Annotated in this window: 14 protein-coding genes and 1 pseudogene; 5 read left to right on the top strand and 10 right to left on the bottom strand. The window is 71.0% G+C overall.

The features are described 5' to 3' along the window. Positions 1–95: 95 nt before the first annotated feature. Positions 96–614: pseudogene (locus E1291_RS44995) on the bottom strand (ATP-binding protein); the annotation flags it as partial. A gap of 574 nt (positions 615–1,188) precedes the next feature. Here E1291_RS44995 and E1291_RS03610 point away from each other — a divergent pair. Beyond that, complete coding sequence (locus tag E1291_RS03610; protein WP_242613923.1) at positions 1,189–4,119, top strand: glycosyl hydrolase family 18 protein; 2,931 nt, start codon at positions 1,189–1,191, stop codon at positions 4,117–4,119. Positions 4,120–4,171: 52 nt separating this feature from the next. Here the strand turns inward: E1291_RS03610 and E1291_RS03605 are convergent, their stop codons facing one another. The 3 genes from E1291_RS03605 to E1291_RS03595 all read right to left on the bottom strand — a co-directional run bounded on the left by E1291_RS03605 (position 4,172) and on the right by E1291_RS03595 (position 7,160). After that, on the bottom strand, positions 4,172–5,404 hold the full coding sequence (locus E1291_RS03605; protein ID WP_131736089.1) for an NsdA family TPR-like regulatory protein: 1,233 nt from the start codon (positions 5,402–5,404) through the stop codon (positions 4,172–4,174). Positions 5,405–5,599: 195 nt separating this feature from the next. Continuing rightward, a complete protein-coding gene (locus E1291_RS03600) occupies positions 5,600–6,379 on the bottom strand; it encodes a crotonase/enoyl-CoA hydratase family protein (protein ID WP_131736088.1) in 780 nt (259 codons plus the stop codon). A gap of 7 nt (positions 6,380–6,386) precedes the next feature. After that, the gene (locus E1291_RS03595; protein WP_131736087.1) at positions 6,387–7,160 is read right to left on the bottom strand and encodes an SDR family NAD(P)-dependent oxidoreductase; all 774 of its coding nucleotides are present in this window, start codon (positions 7,158–7,160) and stop codon (positions 6,387–6,389) included. Positions 7,161–7,291: 131 nt separating this feature from the next. Between E1291_RS03595 and E1291_RS03590 the strand changes: the two genes are divergently transcribed. After that, positions 7,292–8,140, top strand: a complete 849-nt coding sequence (locus E1291_RS03590; protein WP_131736086.1) for an SDR family oxidoreductase — start codon at positions 7,292–7,294, stop codon at positions 8,138–8,140. A 6-nt stretch (positions 8,141–8,146) separates the two neighbouring features. Further along, on the top strand, positions 8,147–9,151 hold the full coding sequence (locus tag E1291_RS03585) for a DNA topoisomerase IB (protein ID WP_131736085.1): 1,005 nt from the start codon (positions 8,147–8,149) through the stop codon (positions 9,149–9,151). 334 nt (positions 9,152–9,485) lie between these two features. Here the strand turns inward: E1291_RS03585 and E1291_RS03580 are convergent, their stop codons facing one another. From E1291_RS03580 to E1291_RS03560, 5 genes are all read right to left on the bottom strand, one after another. Next, complete coding sequence (locus E1291_RS03580; protein ID WP_131736084.1) at positions 9,486–10,235, bottom strand: metallophosphoesterase family protein; 750 nt, start codon at positions 10,233–10,235, stop codon at positions 9,486–9,488. Further along, on the bottom strand, positions 10,232–10,477 hold the full coding sequence (locus E1291_RS03575) for a BON domain-containing protein (protein ID WP_131736083.1): 246 nt from the start codon (positions 10,475–10,477) through the stop codon (positions 10,232–10,234). The genes E1291_RS03580 and E1291_RS03575 overlap by 4 nt, the downstream gene beginning before the upstream one ends. Beyond that, positions 10,474–11,100, bottom strand: coding sequence for a nucleotidyltransferase family protein (locus E1291_RS03570; protein WP_242613922.1), 627 nt, complete (start codon positions 11,098–11,100; stop codon positions 10,474–10,476). The genes E1291_RS03575 and E1291_RS03570 overlap by 4 nt, the downstream gene beginning before the upstream one ends. 139 nt (positions 11,101–11,239) lie before the next feature. Continuing rightward, entirely contained in the window at positions 11,240–11,557 is a 318-nt protein-coding gene (locus tag E1291_RS03565; RefSeq protein ID WP_131736082.1) for a DUF6191 domain-containing protein, read from the bottom strand. A gap of 70 nt (positions 11,558–11,627) precedes the next feature. Further along, positions 11,628–12,023 (bottom strand): SCO5389 family protein, encoded by a 396-nt coding sequence (locus E1291_RS03560; RefSeq protein WP_131736081.1) that lies wholly within the window; start codon positions 12,021–12,023, stop codon positions 11,628–11,630. Between the two features lie 1,287 nt (positions 12,024–13,310). On the opposite strand from E1291_RS03560, the gene E1291_RS03555 reads away from it, so the two are divergent. After that, a complete protein-coding gene (locus E1291_RS03555; RefSeq protein WP_131736080.1) occupies positions 13,311–13,844 on the top strand; it encodes a C40 family peptidase in 534 nt (177 codons plus the stop codon). A gap of 205 nt (positions 13,845–14,049) precedes the next feature. On the opposite strand, the gene E1291_RS03550 is transcribed toward E1291_RS03555, so the two are convergent. Next, positions 14,050–15,126 (bottom strand): alkene reductase, encoded by a 1,077-nt coding sequence (locus E1291_RS03550; protein WP_131736079.1) that lies wholly within the window; start codon positions 15,124–15,126, stop codon positions 14,050–14,052. Between the two features lie 102 nt (positions 15,127–15,228). Between E1291_RS03550 and E1291_RS03545 the strand changes: the two genes are divergently transcribed. Beyond that, on the top strand, positions 15,229–16,970 hold a 1,742-nt coding region (locus tag E1291_RS03545; protein ID WP_131736078.1), incomplete at its 3' end, for an AAA family ATPase.

The raw sequence follows: 16,970 nt of genomic DNA, 5'->3' as shown, positions 1-16,970 counted from the left end.
GGCAGATGGAGGGCGTCGGGCAACGGGGCCCACGGGGCGCCTCCCCCGTCCGCCGTGGCGAGCCCGTCCGGCCAGCGTCCGGCGACGACGGCGCGGACGCCGCGCGAGGCGAGCCTGCGGACCGTGTAGCGGATCGCGTGGACGGACTCGGTGTCCACCCACTGGGCGTCGTCGATGAGCAGCAGCACCGGGCGTTCCCCGGCACAGCGGGCGAGCATCCCGCGGAAGGCCAGCCGGCACGCGAGATGGTCCATGGAACGATCCGCCGCCGGGCGGGCCTGGTGGCGCGGGGGCCCCGCCGGATGCGGTTCGGGCAGCCCGGTCAGCTGCTCGCGCGGCAGTTCCGCGGTGAGGGTGTCGGGCAGCTGGTCGAGCAGCTCGGCCAGGCCCGAGCAGGGCACCCACCGCTCGGTCTCGGTTCCGGCGACCGCGAGGACGAGCTCCCCGCGGGCGATGGCCGCGGCGCCGACGGCCTCCAGCAGCGTCGTCTTCCCTATGCCGCTCGGACCCGTCAGGATGACGCTGCCGTTCGCGGCGAGCCGGGCCTCCACCGACGCGAGTGCGGCGGAGCGCCCCACCGGTGCGGGCGGCGCTCCCTGCCGGACCACCGACATCTCGGCACGGACCTCCATGGCTCGCTCCCTTCGGGAGGAATCGGGCACCGGGCCGACAATAACCACGCGGACGGACGCTCACAACGGCCGCGTGCCGGCTGCCGGAACACCGCGCGACCCGTCCCGCGAGAGCCTTCCTGACCTGCGGGAAAATCCGCCGAACAGCATCTGACCAGCCATTTCCCGGCGGACCGCTCGCGGGCCGGTTGCCCGACCACTCCAGGTGGAACACCAGACCAGTTCAGGGCCGGGACGAACGGGCGCCTCCGGCGGCCGGAAGGCGCGACGGCGCCGCACCCCCTTCGATGACAACGGCCATCAGAACGGAAGTGCTCATCGCGACCGCGTCTTTTTCAGTGGTATGGCCCGCTTACTGGACCGATTCACTTCGAATGATCCAGTTAAATTTCACTTCTTGCCCCCCGATTGCGCTGCGGTTATGGTCCGTTCAATTAGTATAGTTTCTTAACAATTAGAAGGGACGGGGATGGCCGTGGCCTCAAGCCGCTCTCCGCTCCGGACACTCCTCGCGGGGTGTACCGCACTCATCCTGACTCTCGGCCTTTCCCTGGCCTTGACCACACCCGCCAACGCCGCCGGCCCGACGGCCGCCTGCCGCACCGTCCAGGAATGGGGAGGTGGCGCGCAGTACGCCTGTACGATCAGCAACGGCGGCACCTCCTCGATGTCCGGCTGGAAACTGGAGTTGGACCTCGCCTCCACGGTGAAGGTCGGCTCCTACTGGGACGCCGTCCTCACCAGCTCGGGCAACCACCAGACGTTCGTCAACCGGGACTACAACGGCACGGTCGCCGCCGGCGCCACCGCCACCTTCGGGTTCCTGGTCTCCTACAGCGGCACGCTGGGCGAGCCGCAGAACTGCCGGCTCGACGGCCAGCCGTGCGAGGGCGGGTCCGTGGACGCCCCGCCGAGCACGCCGGGCAACCTCCGCACCACCGAGGTCACCTCCACCTCGGTCTCGCTGGCCTGGGACGCCGCGACCGACGACAAGGGCATCAAGAACTACGACGTCCTGAACGGCACCACCGTCGCCGCGACCGTCACCGGCACCAGCGCGAAGATCAGCGGCCTGACCCCGGGCAACCGCTACGCCTTCAGCGTGCGCGCCCGTGACACCGCCGACCAGGTCTCGCCCGCCGGCGACGCGATCACCGTCACCACCCCCGGCAGCGGTGAGGACGCTCCGCCGTCCAAGCCCGGCGAGCTGAAGATCACCAAGACGACCGGCGACGCGGTGTCCCTCGCCTGGGGCGCCTCGACCGACGACAAGGGCGTGGCCGGGTACGACGTGCTGCAGAACGGCTCGGTCGTCCAGACGGTCACCGGCACGACCACCACCGTCTCCGGCCTGGCGGCGGGAAGCTACAAGTTCACGGTGCGCGCCAAGGACACCATCGGCCAGACCTCCGAGCTCAGCAACGAGGTCACCGCGACCATCGGCCCGGGCACCGGCGGCTGCCGTCCCGACGGCCTCTACCAGACGCCGGGCGTCACGCCCCCGTACTGCGACGTCTACGACAACGACGGCCGCGAGAAGATGGGCGCGGGCCACAACCGCCGTTCCATCGGCTACTTCACCAGCTGGCGGGACGGCAAGAACGGCGCGCCGCGCTACCTCGCCAGTGACATCCCGTGGAACAACCTGACCCACATCAACTACGCCTTCGCCCACATCGACGGCCAGAACAAGGTCTCCGTCGGCGGGAACTCGGCCAACAACCCGTCGATCGGCGAAGAGTGGCCGAACGTGCCCGGCGCGGAGATGGACCCGGCCTACTCGTACAAGGGCCACTTCAACCTGCTCAACAAGTTCAAGAAGCAGCACCCGAACGTCAAGACGCTGGTCTCGATCGGCGGCTGGGCGGAGAGCGGCGGCTACCTCGACGACAACGGCAAGCGCGTCGCGTCCGGCGGCTTCTACACGCTCACCGACAGCCAGGCGAACATCAACACCTTCGCCGACTCCGTCGTGGCGTTCCTGCGCCAGTACGGGTTCAACGGCGCCGACATCGACTACGAGTACGCCACGTCGATGAAGTTCGCCGGGCACCCCGACGACTTCACCTTCTCCAACGCGCGGCGCGCCAAGCTGATGGCCGGCTACGTGGCGCTCATGAAGACCCTGCGCGAGAAGCTGGACGCGGCCAGCGCCGCCGACGGCAAGTACTACATGCTGACCGCCGCCGTCTCGGCCTCCGGCTGGATCCTGCGCGGGCACGACACCTACCAGGTCGTCCCGTACCTGGACTACGCCAACCTGATGACCTACGACCTGCACGGCTCGTGGAACCACTTCGTCGGCCCCAACGCCGCCCTGTTCGACGACGCCAAGGACAACGAGCAGGTCGACGGCGCGGTCTACAGCACGTACGGAATGGGCTATCTGAACACCGACTGGGCCTACCACTACTTCCATGGCTCGATGCAGGCCGGACGCATCAACATCGGCGTGCCGTTCTACACCCGCGGCTGGCAGGGTGTCTCCGGCGGGACGAACGGACTGTGGGGCAAGGCCGCCCTACCCGACCAGACCAAGTGCCCGCCGGGCACCGGCAGCAGCGTGGGCTCCTCGACACCCTGCGGCAACGGCGCGATCGGCCTCGACAACCTCTGGCACGACACCGACGACAAGGGCGTCGAACAGGCGTCGGGCAGCAACCCGATGTGGCACGCCAAGAACCTGGAGAAGGGCCTGCCGGGCACCTACATCCGCGACTACGGTCTCGACCCGGACAAGGACCCCGACGACCGGCTCACCGGCACCTACACCCGCCAGTACGACAACACGATGGCCGCCCCGTGGCTGTGGAACAGCACCAAGAAGGTGTTCCTGTCCACCGAGGACGACCAGTCCATCGCCACCAAGGCCAAATGGGTGGCCGACAAGGGCATCGGCGGCGTCATGTTCTGGGAGCTCGCCGGTGACTACGCCTGGGACCCCGCCCGCAACGGCGGCAAGGGCGAGTACTTCATCGGCAACACCCTGACGAACCTGATCAACGACAACCTGAAGAACGCCGGCCCGTACCAGAACAAGAAGTCCGACCACGCGATGCCGACCGACGTCCTCAACGTGAAGGTCGACCTGGTCAACTTCCCCGTCGGCGACAACAACTACCCCATCACCCCGAAGATGCGCATCACCAACAACTCGGGCCAGACCATCCCGGGTGGCGCCGTCTTCAAGTTCGACTATGGCACCTCCGCCCCGGCCACGATGACGCAGCAGTCGGGCTGGACGCTCTCCGTCCAGGCGGGCCACAGCGGCAACAACACCGGCGGCCTCAAGGGCGACTTCCATAGGGCGACCCTGACCGTCCCGAGCTCCACGACCATCGCGAACGGCCAGTCCGTCGAGGTGGCGCTGAGCTACCAGTTGCCCATCTCCACACCGTCCAACTTCGTCCTCACCTTCGGAGGCAAGTCGTACGTCCTGTCCCAGGACAACCCGAGAACCGCTTCGGTCGGCGGCCTCCACCGCTGACCCAGCACCCCTGAGCAGGGCGTATGCCACCCGGCATACGCCCTGCTCCCTTTCAGAGGCTCCTGTACACCTCGCGTAGGTCGTCCGCCTCCGGGAGACCGCGCGCCTGGACGGCCCTGATGATCTCGGCGGCCCGCCAGCGGTTCGAAGAAACGAGGCGCCCGCTCGCCATCGCCTCCCGGACGGTGTGCGCGGCCTCGTCCGCCCGCTCCGCGGCGAGCAGAGCCAAGGCGAGGTCGAGCCGCGCGGTGGCAGCGCGGCGCGGCCGGGCCGGTGACTCCTCCAGCCGGGCCAGCACGCCCCTGGCATGGCGTTCGGCCGCCGGATCCCCCGTCCACGCCAAAGTGGTGGCCGTATAGGCGTCGCTCTTGGCCGGGTCATAGCGGAAGTGGTGCTCCGGCCTGTCGGGCATTGGCAGGGGCGCCACAAGACGTTCCACGCGGGACAGGGCGTTCCTGGTCTCCCGCACGGCGCCGAGCCGGGCCCACGCCCTCCCCTCCTGCGCGGTCGCCTGGATGAACGCCGAACCGTTACGCGGCGCGACCTCCTGCGCCCCTCGCGCCAAGGCGACGGCCCGCCGGTGGTCCCCGCCGACGAGGGCCTGCCACGCGCGGGTCTCCAGCGTCCAGGCGATGATCTCGGGGTGGCCGGCGTGCTCGGCCAGCAGCGCGGCCGTGCGCAGCCGCGCGGCGGCGACCGCCGGGCGTCCCAGGTCGACGTCGCAGGTCGCGGCCAGCAGTGACATCCAGGCCCCGACGACCACGAGGCGGCGCCGTTCGTCCAGCGTCATCCGCATGTCCAGGAGCCGCTGCACATAACCGAGGTGCCGCCGCGTACGGGCCAGCAACTCACCCGGCGCCGACCGCGGATAAGCGGACGCCAGATCGTCCACGGCCATCTCCAACCCGACCACCACGCCCCCTCCCACATCACTCACCCCGACCCGCCGAGCGAGTTCCAGGGCTTCCAACTCGTCATCGACCGCAGGGACACGGGGGTGAGGAACCTCCTTCGGCGCACCGAAGAGCTCGGCTTCGGTCTGGCCGGTCACGCGGGCGTACAGCGGACGGTAGATCGGGCCCGGGACGTGATCGCCGCGTTCCCACTGCTGAATCATCTTGGCGAGACTCGGAACGCCCGGCAGCTCCGCGGCGGCCGGACCCGCCGCGGCGCGCAGGGTCATGGCCCACTTTTCGCGCGAGCGGCGGGGACGACCATGCCGGTCACGCGGCTCCTCGCGCAGCCCGCGCAGCCGCGCGCCGATGGCCTTCTTGTCGGGGGACATGTCGCGAAGCACCTCTCGCCGACCTCAGGAAAGACGGTGCCGCCTTCCCTGCCTCTGCTCCCCCCGCCTTCTCAGTCTCCCTCCGGATGCGCGGCGCCCGTCGCCACTTCACGGAAAGTGACCGAATGACGACAATGATCCGAGGAATGCGAGAACGCCCGGGACCTGGAGGTTCCGGGCGTTCTCGGTGGGACGCTACTCGCCCGACCAGTTCGGCTTGCGCTTTTCGGCGAAGGCCGCGGGGCCTTCCTGGGCGTCCTTGGACGTGAAGACGGGCAGGGTGATCTCGCCCTGCCGGCGCCACGCCTCCTCGGCCGTCCAGCCGGCGGACTCGACGATGATCCGCTTGGTGGCCGCGAGCGCCAGCGGGGCGTTCTCGGCGACCTTGCGGGCCAGTTCCTTGGCCGCGGCGAGCGCGCCGCCCGGCTCGGTGAGCCGGTTGACGAACCCGAGCTCGGCCATCCGCTCCGCCGGGTACTTGTCGCCGGTGAGAGCGATCTCCATGGCGATGTGGAACGGGATGCGCCGCGGCAGCCGCAGCAGGCCGCCGCCCGCGGCGACGAGTCCGCGCTTCGGCTCGGGCAGCCCGAACTGGGCGTCCCGGGCCGCGACGACCATGTCGCAGGACAGCGCGACCTCGCAGCCGCCGGCCAGGGCGTAGCCCTCGATGGCGGCGATCAGCGGCTTGGCCGACGGGCGCTCCACGATCCCGGCGAACCCGCGTTCCTCGACGACGGCGCTGTCGCCGGTGAGGAAGGCCTTGAGGTCCATGCCCGCGGAGAACGTGCCGCCCGCCCCGGTGAGGACGCCGATCGACAGGTCCTTGCGGGAGTCCAGCTCGTCCAGGGCGGCGGAGATGGCGCGGGCGACCTCACCGTTGATGGCGTTGCGGGACGCGGGACGGTTGATCGTGATGACGAGGACGGCGCCGTCCTCCTCGGTGAGGACGGCCTCGGCCGGTGCTGCGTCGGTCATTCGGGCCTCACTTCGGCTGGAAACGGATGCCGCCGTCGAAGCGGACGGTCTCCCCGTTCACGTAGTCGTTCGCGATCAGGGATTTCACGAGGTGCGCGAACTCCGACGCCCGGCCCATGCGCTTGGGGAAGGGGACGGGCGCGGCGAGCTTGGCCTTGAACGCCTCGGCGGCCTCGCCCTCGCCGTAGATGGGGGTATCGATGATGCCGGGGCAGATGGTGTTCACCCGGACGCCGATGGCGGCGAGGTCGCGCGCGGCGGGCAGGGTCATGCCGATGATGCCGCCCTTGGAGGCGGAGTAGGCGACCTGCCCGGTCTGTCCCTCGATGCCGGCGATGGAGGCGGTGTTGACGACCACGCCGCGCTGGCCGTCGGCGTCCACCGGCTCGGTCTTGGCGATCGCGGCGGCGCCGAGGCGCATCAGGTTGAAGGTGCCGATGAGGTTGATGCGGATGACGGTCTCGTACTGGCCCAGGTCGTGCGGGGCGCCGTCGCGGCCGACGGTGCGCGCGGCCCAGCCGATGCCGGCGCTGTTGACGATGACGCGCAGCGGTGCGCCGGTGTCGACGGCGGCCTGGACCGCGGCCCGCGCCTGCTCCTCGCTGGAGACGTCGGTCTTGACGAAGACGCCGCCGACCTCGTCGGCCAGCGCCTTGCCCTTGTCCTCGTTGAGGTCGGCGACGACCACCTTGACGCCCTCGGCGGCCAGCGCGCGGACGGTGGCCTCACCGAGACCGCTCGCGCCACCGGATACGACGGCGGAAACTCCGTTCAGGTCCATAAGCAGCACCTTACGTGAGGGACCGAATGTGGTTCGGGATGATGGTAGCCGGACGCCGCCGCCCGCTCCGCGCACACCCCTTCCGGAAATCCGCAAGGTTTGCCTCCGGCCGCTCCGGGCAACGGCCGGGCATGAGCGAGCACCCCGCGCAGAGCCAGTCCTACCCCGGGCGCACCCGCGAGATGACCCCCGAACCGCGCGACGAGATGCGCGACTACACCGGACGCGGCCTGCTGGACGGGCGGCGTGCCCTCATCACCGGCGGCGACTCGGGCATCGGCCGCGCGGTCGCGGTCGCGTTCGCCAAGGAGGGCGCCGACGTCGCGATCACCTACCTGGAGGAGGACGACGACGCCCGGCGCACCGCCGACCTCATCGAGGCGGCGGGACGCCGCTGCGTGACCTTCGGCGGCGACCTCGCCGAGGAGCGGCACTGCCGCGAGGTCGTCGAGCACGCCGTCCGCGACCTCGGCGGGCTGGACGTCCTCGTCCTGCACCACGGCACGCAGACACCGGTCAAGGACGTCCGCGAGATCGACGACGCGCAGCTCCGCCGGACGTTCGAGGTGAACGTCTTCGCGCTGTTCTGGACGGTCCAGGCGGCGCTGGACCATCTGGGCGCGGGCTCGTCCATTGTCGTCACCGGGTCGATCAACGGCCTGCGCGGCAACAAGACACTGATCGACTACTCGGCGAGCAAGGCCGCGGCGATGGCACTGACGACATCGCTCGCGCAGAACCTCATGGACCGCGAGATCCGCGTCAACTGCGTCGCGCCCGGCCCGGTGTGGACGCCGCTGATCCCCGCGACGTTCGACGAGGAGCGGGTGGAGGGCTTCGGCGAGCAGGCGCCGATGGGCCGCGCGGCCGACCCGGACGAGATCGCGCCGTCCTACGTCTTCTTCGCCTCCAACCGGCTGTCGTCCTATTACTCGGGCCAGACGCTGGTCCCCGCCGGCGGCGAGATCCACCCCGGCTGACCGGCGATGGAGCTCCAGCGCAGCGACCCGGCCGGGCCCGGTTTAGGACGGCGCAGATGCGGCCGCGGCTTCCGCTATCTCGGCGCGGACGGCCGTCCCCTGGCGGACGCCGCGGTGAAGAAGCGGATCAAGGCCCTGGTCATCCCGCCCGCGTGGCGCGAGGTGTGGATCTGCCCGGACCCGGACGGGCACATCCAGGCGGTCGGCACCGACGACGCGGGCCGCCGCCAGTACCTGTACCACCCGGACTGGCGGGAGCGGCGCGACCGCGAGAAGCACGAGCACGTCCTGGATCTCGCCGAGCGGCTGCCGAAGGTGCGCGACGTGCTCGCCGGGCACCTGGCCGGCCGGGGGTACGGACGCGAGCGGGTGCTGGCCGCCGCGGTCCGGCTGATCGACCTCGGGTTCTTCCGGATCGGCGGCGAGGAGTACGCGGCGGAGAACAACACCTTCGGCCTCGCCACCGTGCTGCGCGAGCACGTCACGTGCGGCCGCCGCGAGATCGTGTTCGAGTATCCGGCGAAGGGCGCCAAGCCGCTCCACCGCTCGGTCGCGGAGGAGGAGGTGCGCAAGGTCGTCGCCGGTCTCACGCGCCGCGCGGACGACTCGCCCGAACTGCTGGCCCACCGGACCCGCTCCGGCTGGCACGATGTCACCACGTCCGACATCAACGCGTTCGTCCGCGAGGTGACCGGCGGCGACTTCACCGCCAAGGACTTCCGGACCTGGCACGCCACGGTCCTCGCCGCCGTCGGCCTCGCGGTGTCCGAGCACGCCGACGGGACGAGGCGCGCCGTCGTCCGCGTCGTCAAGGAGGTCGCCGGCTACCTCGGCAACACCCCCGCCGTCGCCCGCGCCTCCTACATCGACCCGCGGATCATCGACCTGTACGAGAACGGCCGGACGATCGCGCCGACCCTCGGCACGCTCGGCGTCGACACCTCCGCGGGCGAACTGGCCACACAGGGCCCCGCGGAACACGCGGTCCTAGACCTCCTACGCGACACCTGACCGACCTCGCGCCCTGACCAACACACCAAAGCCGAAGCCAGGCCGCGACAAACGCCCGCCCCAGCCCCCTCACGTGAAACCGACCACCGGGACAGGCTCGCCCCCCCAGCCGTCACCCGAACACGACCTGACCAACATGACGAAGCCGAAGGCGAGCCGCGACAAACCCGCGACCCAGCCCCCTAACGCCATGACCAACCAGCAAAACAAGCGCGGCCCTCAGCCATCACGCGAGCGCGCGACCTGACCGGCGGGGGCGACGCCGAAGGCGAGCCCCCGCCGGGAAGATCGCGAAGCGATTCGCGCTCGCACAAGCACGGTCACGAAGCGAGCCTTAGCGAGCGAAGTGGGCCGGGATTGCAGCAAGCACAGTGTCGAGGCAGTACAGCGCGTAGGCGTGCTGGATCACGGGGAGCGCCACGTTGCGGACGTGCACGCCGCCCTGGGTGAGGCCCTTCTCCGTTCCCTTGTGGGCGTGCCCGTGGATCGCCAGCGACGCGTCCGCCGCGTCGATCGCCTCACCGATCAGGTAGCTGCCGAGGAACGGGTAGATCTCCGGCGATTCGCCCTCAAGGGTGTCCTCGGCCGGGGCGTAGTGGGTCAGACAGACCCGTACGTCAGCGTCCAGCCGCAGGAGCGCGGCGCCGAGCCGTCCGGCGAAGTCCCTGGTGTGCTCGGCGAACGCCTTCATCTCCGGCTCGCCGAAGTCGCTGGCGGATCGGCCCTGGAACCCGCCGCCGAAGCCCTTCCCGCCCGCGATCCCGAGCCGTTTCCCGCCGCATTCCAGGACGATGCCGTCGCCCTCCAGGACGGTGACGCCCGCGTCCCGCAGCAGCCCGGTGATCTCTTCCTGGGCGTCGGAGTGGTAGTCGTGGTTGCCGAGCACCGCGATCACGGGCAGCCCGAGGTCGCGCAGCTCGGCCGCGGCGACCCGGCCCTCCTCGACCGTCCCGTGCCTGGTCAGGTCGCCGGCGACCAGGAAGACGTCCGCCTGGTCGGCGAGGCCCGCCAGCCGCTCCCGGTACGCTCCGGCGGCCTCCTCGGGCCCGACGTGCAGGTCTCCGGCCGCGGCCACATGGATCATGACAGCCACTCCTCGCCGTCCGGCTCCCGGACCGCGACGACCGATATCTCGTTGCGGATCTGACGCCCCTCGGCGGCGACGCGGGCGGCCTCCTCGACCTCCCGCCGCCGTTCCTCGCTCACCACCTCACCGCGCAGGTACAGGACGTCCCCTCGGACGTCCACGCGGATGCCGAGCTCGTGCGCGCGCGCCGCGAGACGTTCCTGGACGTGGGCGGACACATATCCGGACGCATCATTCACGGTACGCTCCCCTCGATCACGCCGAGCCCGGCGAGCAGCGTCAGGAACGCGTGGGCGTAGGGCGACGCCGCCGTCTCCGCCGCCACGTACGGCCAGTCCACCTGCTCCCGCAGCGCCCGGCTGACGTGCAGGAACCGGCCGAAGTCGCAGGCGGTCTCGCTGAAGGCGAGCAGCCGCATCACGACCAGGTCGGTCGCGGGCAGGACGGGCATGAACACGGCCCCGACGGCCATCTCCTCCGCGCGCCCGAGCAGATCCGCGTCCACCGGGCGGCCGGACGGGGTGTGGATCAGGTCGATCAGGCGGTCACCGTCGTAGACCTTCTCCAGCCAGTTCTCCGGGCTGTCCACGTGCCGCATCCCCGCCGCGCGCAGTGCCGCGAGCGCGGCGTCGAGATCCCGCTCGCCGACCGCGAAGTCGACATCGTGCGTCGACACCGCCGCCCCGTGCGCGTACGCGGCGAACCCGCCGGCGAGCGCGAAGCCGACGCCCGCGGACCGCAGGGCGGCGGCGGCGCGCTTCAGCGTGGGCAGCAGCCCGTCCGGCGTCCCGGCCTCCGGCGCGTTCACGCCGCCGGTGACGCCGTCGGGCGCGGCCCTCGGCTCGGTGTGCACATCCCCCACGCGTTCCTCGTCTCGTGCCGGGGGCGTACCCGCGTTTGCCCAGGTCATTCAGCATTTCGCATGCCTTCGGGCGACCGCCGGCCACCGTCGGCGAGGGCTGGGACGGGGACCGCCCCCCGCGAGGTCCTCGTGCCGCGTCCTACGCGGGACCGGAGGTCCTGCGGATGACGGCCGTGCCGCCGTCGAGGTCGACGCGGCTGGTGGGCAGCGCTCCGTCCTCCTCCTCGTCCCGCAACATCAAGGAAGTGCGTCGCTGATCCAGCTCGTGGCGCTTGGTGGCGTAGAAGAGCTCGTCCAGCTGGTCGAGGGCGACGGCCGAGGCGGGCCGGCCCACCTCGTCGCGCCGCCAGGGCAGCCGGAAGCGGGCATTGGCCCACAGCCCCACCCGGTCAAGGACGGCCAGGGCGAACAGGCCGATCACCAGCCCGGGAACCGTCAGGAACGCGATGGTCGCCATACCGCCTCAACGGGCTCGCCCCCCGCCCCGTTCCGCCTCCGACCGAGCGGGACGGGGGACCGGCCCGGCGTCAGCAGTCGACGAGCTCGGGCGACTGGTTCAGGAGCTGGGCCCGCGGCGAGACGAAGCGGTCATAGCGCTCGGCGACGCCGTCGGCGGCGAAGTCGAACGCCGCGAGGCGGTGGCAGTTCTGGAACGCCAGCTTGACGCCGAAGTGCCGCTCCAGGGCTCCGCGCATCGCGTCGCTGGCGAGCGCGCGCAGGAGCTGGCCGCGTGCCCGCTCGTCCGGCGGCGGGGTCTGGTTGTCGGCGAACCCGGAGGCGCCCTCGCGCATCCGCTCGACCACCTCGCTGACGACCTTCCACGCGTACGGCAGCGAGTCGCGGACGCACGCGACGAAGGCGGCGTCGTCCACCTCGCCTTCGCGCGCCCGCTCCAGCAGCCGATCGTCGACGGTCAAGGACATGGCCGGTCTCCCCTCTCACCCTGTCTGGGACAGGCCCCAGGGTCCCATGGAAACGATATTCATTCCATAGCCATCCGGCGGGAGTGTTGTCCCCTTTTGGACACTAGCCCCGAAAGCGCTGATTGATGCATGGATCGTCCTGAATCGCCATTGATCACGCGAACTGTCCATAAAGCAGGGTCAGCGACCGAAACAGGGGTCCGACCCACCTCACCCGCAGGACACCGAACCGACGCCTCCGCGACACCGGCGGCCGGCGACGGCGCCGAAGAGGGGCACCAAGGCCCGTTTCCTGGCCGGATCCGGCAACCTCACACCCCGGCCACCACGGCGAACACACGGAAAGTAAGTGAATTGACACAACCGTGATCGGCTGCGATGGAACTCACAGGACCCCCTTTACGTCCACTGCGGCAACCCCTCTAAGACCGCGGAGCAACCCTCGCACGACCGAGCCGGGCCGTGGAATCCACAGCCGAATGGACCGCTCCACCCCACACCCGGAGAACCAGACATTCCGGAATGCCAGCGACATTGAAGGAACATATCCGGCAGTGTGGTCCGCATCACAGTCAGATAAATATATCCGCACTCTGGGCTGCGGATATCACCCTTCGTAACGGCTTATTCCGGCCGGACTTTCGACCTTGACAGGGCGTCCTCGCAGGGTTTGGTGCCCATGATCCGTTTCTCGGAGGCCGGCCGCCGACACTCTCGATCACCGTGCGCACACGGAGCACTCCTCCGAATCGGGCCTCGAAGAGGGTCTGTGACCCAATTCACATTCGAGGGAATGTTCGCCCGATCCATGCAGGCAGAGCGCTTGATCTCCCACCTTCTCCGGACGAACGTCCAATGCAGAAATCGTCGGGAGATTTGCCAATTCGAGGGAGATGTGGCTACGTTCCTGCCCGGTTCGTGCGGCACGCCACGCCGCCCCGCACAACAGAACACGGAACCCGACGCGCGGCAGCGGCGCGTCCCGGCCTCGCCCCCTGTCGGGGCCCGGGCCGTCCCGGGCGATCCCCGGTCCCCTCACGGACCCCGGACCGTCCCGCGGACGGAGCGCCGCCGACCAACCCGCCGTCAACGCCGCATCCGTGCAGCCAAGAGGCACGGAGCCGGAATGCGGCCGCCGCCCGCGGCGTCTCGACGACGCCCCGGTCCGAGGCGGTCGCGGCATCCCGACCCCCGGGCGGACCCCCGCCCGCGGTGACGGCTGCCCGGTAGGCATCGTCCGCCAGCTCTGGAGTCATCCTGCATACCCCCCGGAAGCCCCTGAAGACCATGTCCACCCGCGCCTGGCTGGCCGGTGGCATCGCGCTCACCACGACGGCCGCGCTCGGCGCGACCCTCCTCGTGGCCGCCCCCTCGGAGGCGGCGGCACCGTCGCAGAAGGTCGCGCTCGCGGCCGCCGCGACCACCAAGATCTCCTCGTCCCGGAAGGCCCGGCAGAAGAAGCGGGCCGCCTACGCCGTCGGCTACGCCTACAAGCAGATCGGCGACCCGTACCGCTACGGCGGCACCGGTCCCGGCTCGTGGGACTGCTCCGGGCTGGCCGGAGGCGCCTGGCGCAAGGCCGGGGTGAAACTCCCCCGGACCACCCAGCAGATCTACCGCGCGGTCAAGTACAAGGTCTCGCTGAAGGGCGCGGTCAAGGGTGACCTGCTCTTCTTCTACGGCGGCAGGTCCCACATGGGCATCTACGTCGGCAACGGCTACATGATCCACGCGCCCAGCTCGGGCCAGCGGGTCAAGCGGGTCAAGATCAACAGCTACTACAAGCGCAACTTCAACGGCGCCGTACGCCCCGGCTACTGAGGCGTACGCACTCGCCGCGGCGTGCACGGCGAGATCGGCCCAAGGGCTCGCCCTTGATCGATCTCGCGCGGGCGGGGCACCGCTTCGCGATCAGCCCGCTGGGACTCGCCTTCGGCGTCGCCCAAGCGGGCTGATCACGCGCCCGTGTGAACGCTGAGGTCACGTTCTCACAGCCCCAGTCCACACGGCCTTCGGTCGGTATGGGTCAGGCGGTGAGCGCGGGGTAGTCGGTGTAGCCGCGCTGATCGCCGCCATAGAAGGTCGACGGGTCGGCCTCGTTGAAGGGCCCTCCGGCCTTGAGGCGGGCTGGCAGGTCGGGGTTGGCGAGCCACAGGGTGGCGAAGGCGATCGCGTCCGCCAGTCCCTCACGCAGGGCCTCAACGCCGTACTCCGGCGTAGAGGGGAAGGACTCGGGTGTCGGGTGCGGATTCAGGATCAGCGCCCCGGGCCATGCGGCGCGGATCTGCCGGGTCGTTTCCCGCAGTCCGGCCTCCAAGATGTGAAGGTAGGCGAGCCCCAGGGGCGCCAGACCGGCGACCAGAGCCGCGTACAGCTCGGGGGTGTCGCTCTCACTGACCCCGTTCGCCGTGCCTCCGGGGGACACTCGGAATCCGACGCGCTCGGGTCCGATCGCGTCGGCGACGGCCCGTGCGGCCTCAACGGCGAAGCGGACGCGGTTCTCAACGGATCCGCCGTACGCGTCCGTCCTCTTGTTACTGCCGTCGGCCAGGAACTGCTGGATCAGGTATCCGTTCGCGCCGTGCAGCTCCACTCCGTCGAACCCCGCCCTGACGGCGTTACGCGCGGCCGTGGCGAAGTCGGCGAAGGTCTGGGCGATGTCGTCCAGGCTCATCTCGCGCGGTGTCGGGTGGTCGAGCATCCCGTCCGGCGACCACATCTGCTCGCCGGTGGCGATCGGCGACGGCCCGAACGGCAGCGCGCCGTCGGGGTAAAGGCTCGGATGGCCGACCCGCCCGCTGTGCATCAGCTGGGCGAAGATCCGGCCTCCCCGTGCGTGGACGGCGTCGGTGACCCGGCGCCAAGCCCCCACCTGCTCGTCGGAGTGCAATCCGGGCGTCTGGACGTACCCCTGGCCGATCACGCTCGGCTGGGTGCCCTCGGTGATGATCAGTCCGGCCCCGGCGCGCTGGGCGTAGTACTCGACGGTCAGGTCGCCCACCGTGCCGTCCTCCCCCGCGCGGCTCCGCGTCATCGGTGCCATCACCAGCCGGTTGGACAGTTCCAGCTTCCCCGCCGACAACGGCTCGAACAGCTCCTGCATGACATCCTCCTGGGGGCGTTATCGCTGGTCATGAAGGTACGAGCCGGTACCTGACGGGCGAATCCGTACTAATTCGGGGATCCGACCCCGTAGGTTGGATCCGTGCTCTACGGACGGACTACCGAACAGGCGCGCGTCTCCGCGCTGCTGGACGCGGCGCGCGACGGCCGGCGCAGCGGCGCCCTCATCGTGCGCGGCGAGGCGGGCATCGGCAAGTCCGTCCTGCTCGACGCCGCGGCGGCCGCGTCCCCGCACGTGCTGCGCGCCACCGGCTTCGAGGCCGAGACGGGCATCGCGTTCGCCGGGCTGAACCAGCTGCTGTGGCCCGTCCGGCACCGGCTGGACGCCCTGCCGGCCCCGCAGGCGGCGGCGCTGCGGACGGCCCTGGGCGCCCTCGGCGCGCCCGCCGGGGAGCGCGACCGCTTCACCACCGGCCTCGCCGTGCTGACGCTGCTCGCCAACCTCGCCGACGAAGACGGCCCCGTGCTGTGCCTGGTGGACGACGCGCAGTGGCTGGACACCGCGACCACCGAGACGCTCCTGTTCGCCGCGCGGCGGCTGGCGGCCGAGGGCGTGGTGATGTTGTTCGCCGTCCGGGACGAGGCACTGCTCGGGACCGGCCTGCCCGAGTTGCGCCTGGAGCGGCTGGGCCGGGCCGACGCCGAGCGGATGCTCGCCGCGCGGCGTCTGCCCCCCGCGGTGCGCGACCGCGTCGTCCACGAGTCGAGAGGCAACCCGCTCGCGCTGCTGGAGTTCGGCGTCGCCGGGAACCGGCTCCCCGACGGTTCCCGGCCGCTCCCCGTCACCGACCAGGTCGTGGCCTCGTTCCGCAGCCAGATCGACGCGCTCTCCGACAACACCAGACTGATGCTCCTTATCGCGGCGGCCGAAGGACGCGGACACATGCCGAGCCTGTTCAGCGCGGCGCGCGCGCTGGGCGTGGGCTTGAAAGACCTGGAAGAAGCAGAGCGCGCGGGGCTCGTGGAAGTGACCGGCCGCAGCATCGCCTTCCGCCATCCCCTGATCCGGGCCGCGTCCTACCAGGGCGCCGTGACGGCGTGCCGCATCACCGTCCACCAGGCCCTGGCCGCCGCAGCGGACGACGCCGACTGCCGGACGCGCCACCGGGCCTCGGCCGCGCTGGCACCGGACGAGGGCATCGCACTCGAACTACAGGAAGCAGCAGAGCGCGCGCGGAGCATCACCGGCTACGCGACCGCGGCCTCGCTTTACCGTCAGGCCGCGGAACTCACCCCGTCGCAGAGCGCGCGCGCCACCCGGCTAGGGGCTGCGGCCGAGCTCATCCTCCAGGCCGGACAGCCCGAAGAGGCAGAGGAGTTGGCCGTCACGGCCGAGCGCCTCACCGCAGACCCGGTCGAGCGCGCGCGCCTCGGCCGCGTCCGCGCCGCCGTCGAGTACGAGCGCGGCGACCCGCGAGCGGCCGCGCTCATGCTGGTCGAGCACGCCGGTCACGCCGTCCCGAGCGACCGGGCGCCGATGCTGCGCACGGCGGCCGCGTACGCGTGGACGTCCGGCGAGATCTCCGCGCTCCTGCGCGCCGCCGACCTCCTGCCCGGCGACGGGACGCTACGCGGCCTCGCGCACCTCGTCGGCGGCGATCCGGCCCGCGGCCTCCCGCTGCTGGCCGAGCGCCTCGCCGAGGCCCGCGCCGCCCGCGCCGCCGACGACGACCAGGCCGTCCGGCTCGCGCTGATCCTCGGCGACGACGAGGCCGTGCTGGAGCTCGCCGCCGCGCGGGCCGCGCACTGCCGCCTGAACGGCCTCATCGGCGCGCTGCCGGACGCCCTGGAGACGCAGGCGCGGGCGTGGATCGCGGCGGGACG

Source organism: Actinomadura roseirufa (assembly GCF_900659635.1).
GTDB classification, from domain to species: Bacteria; Actinomycetota; Actinomycetes; order Streptosporangiales; family Streptosporangiaceae; genus Spirillospora; species Spirillospora roseirufa.
This window is presented reverse-complemented; position numbering and strand designations above follow the sequence as displayed.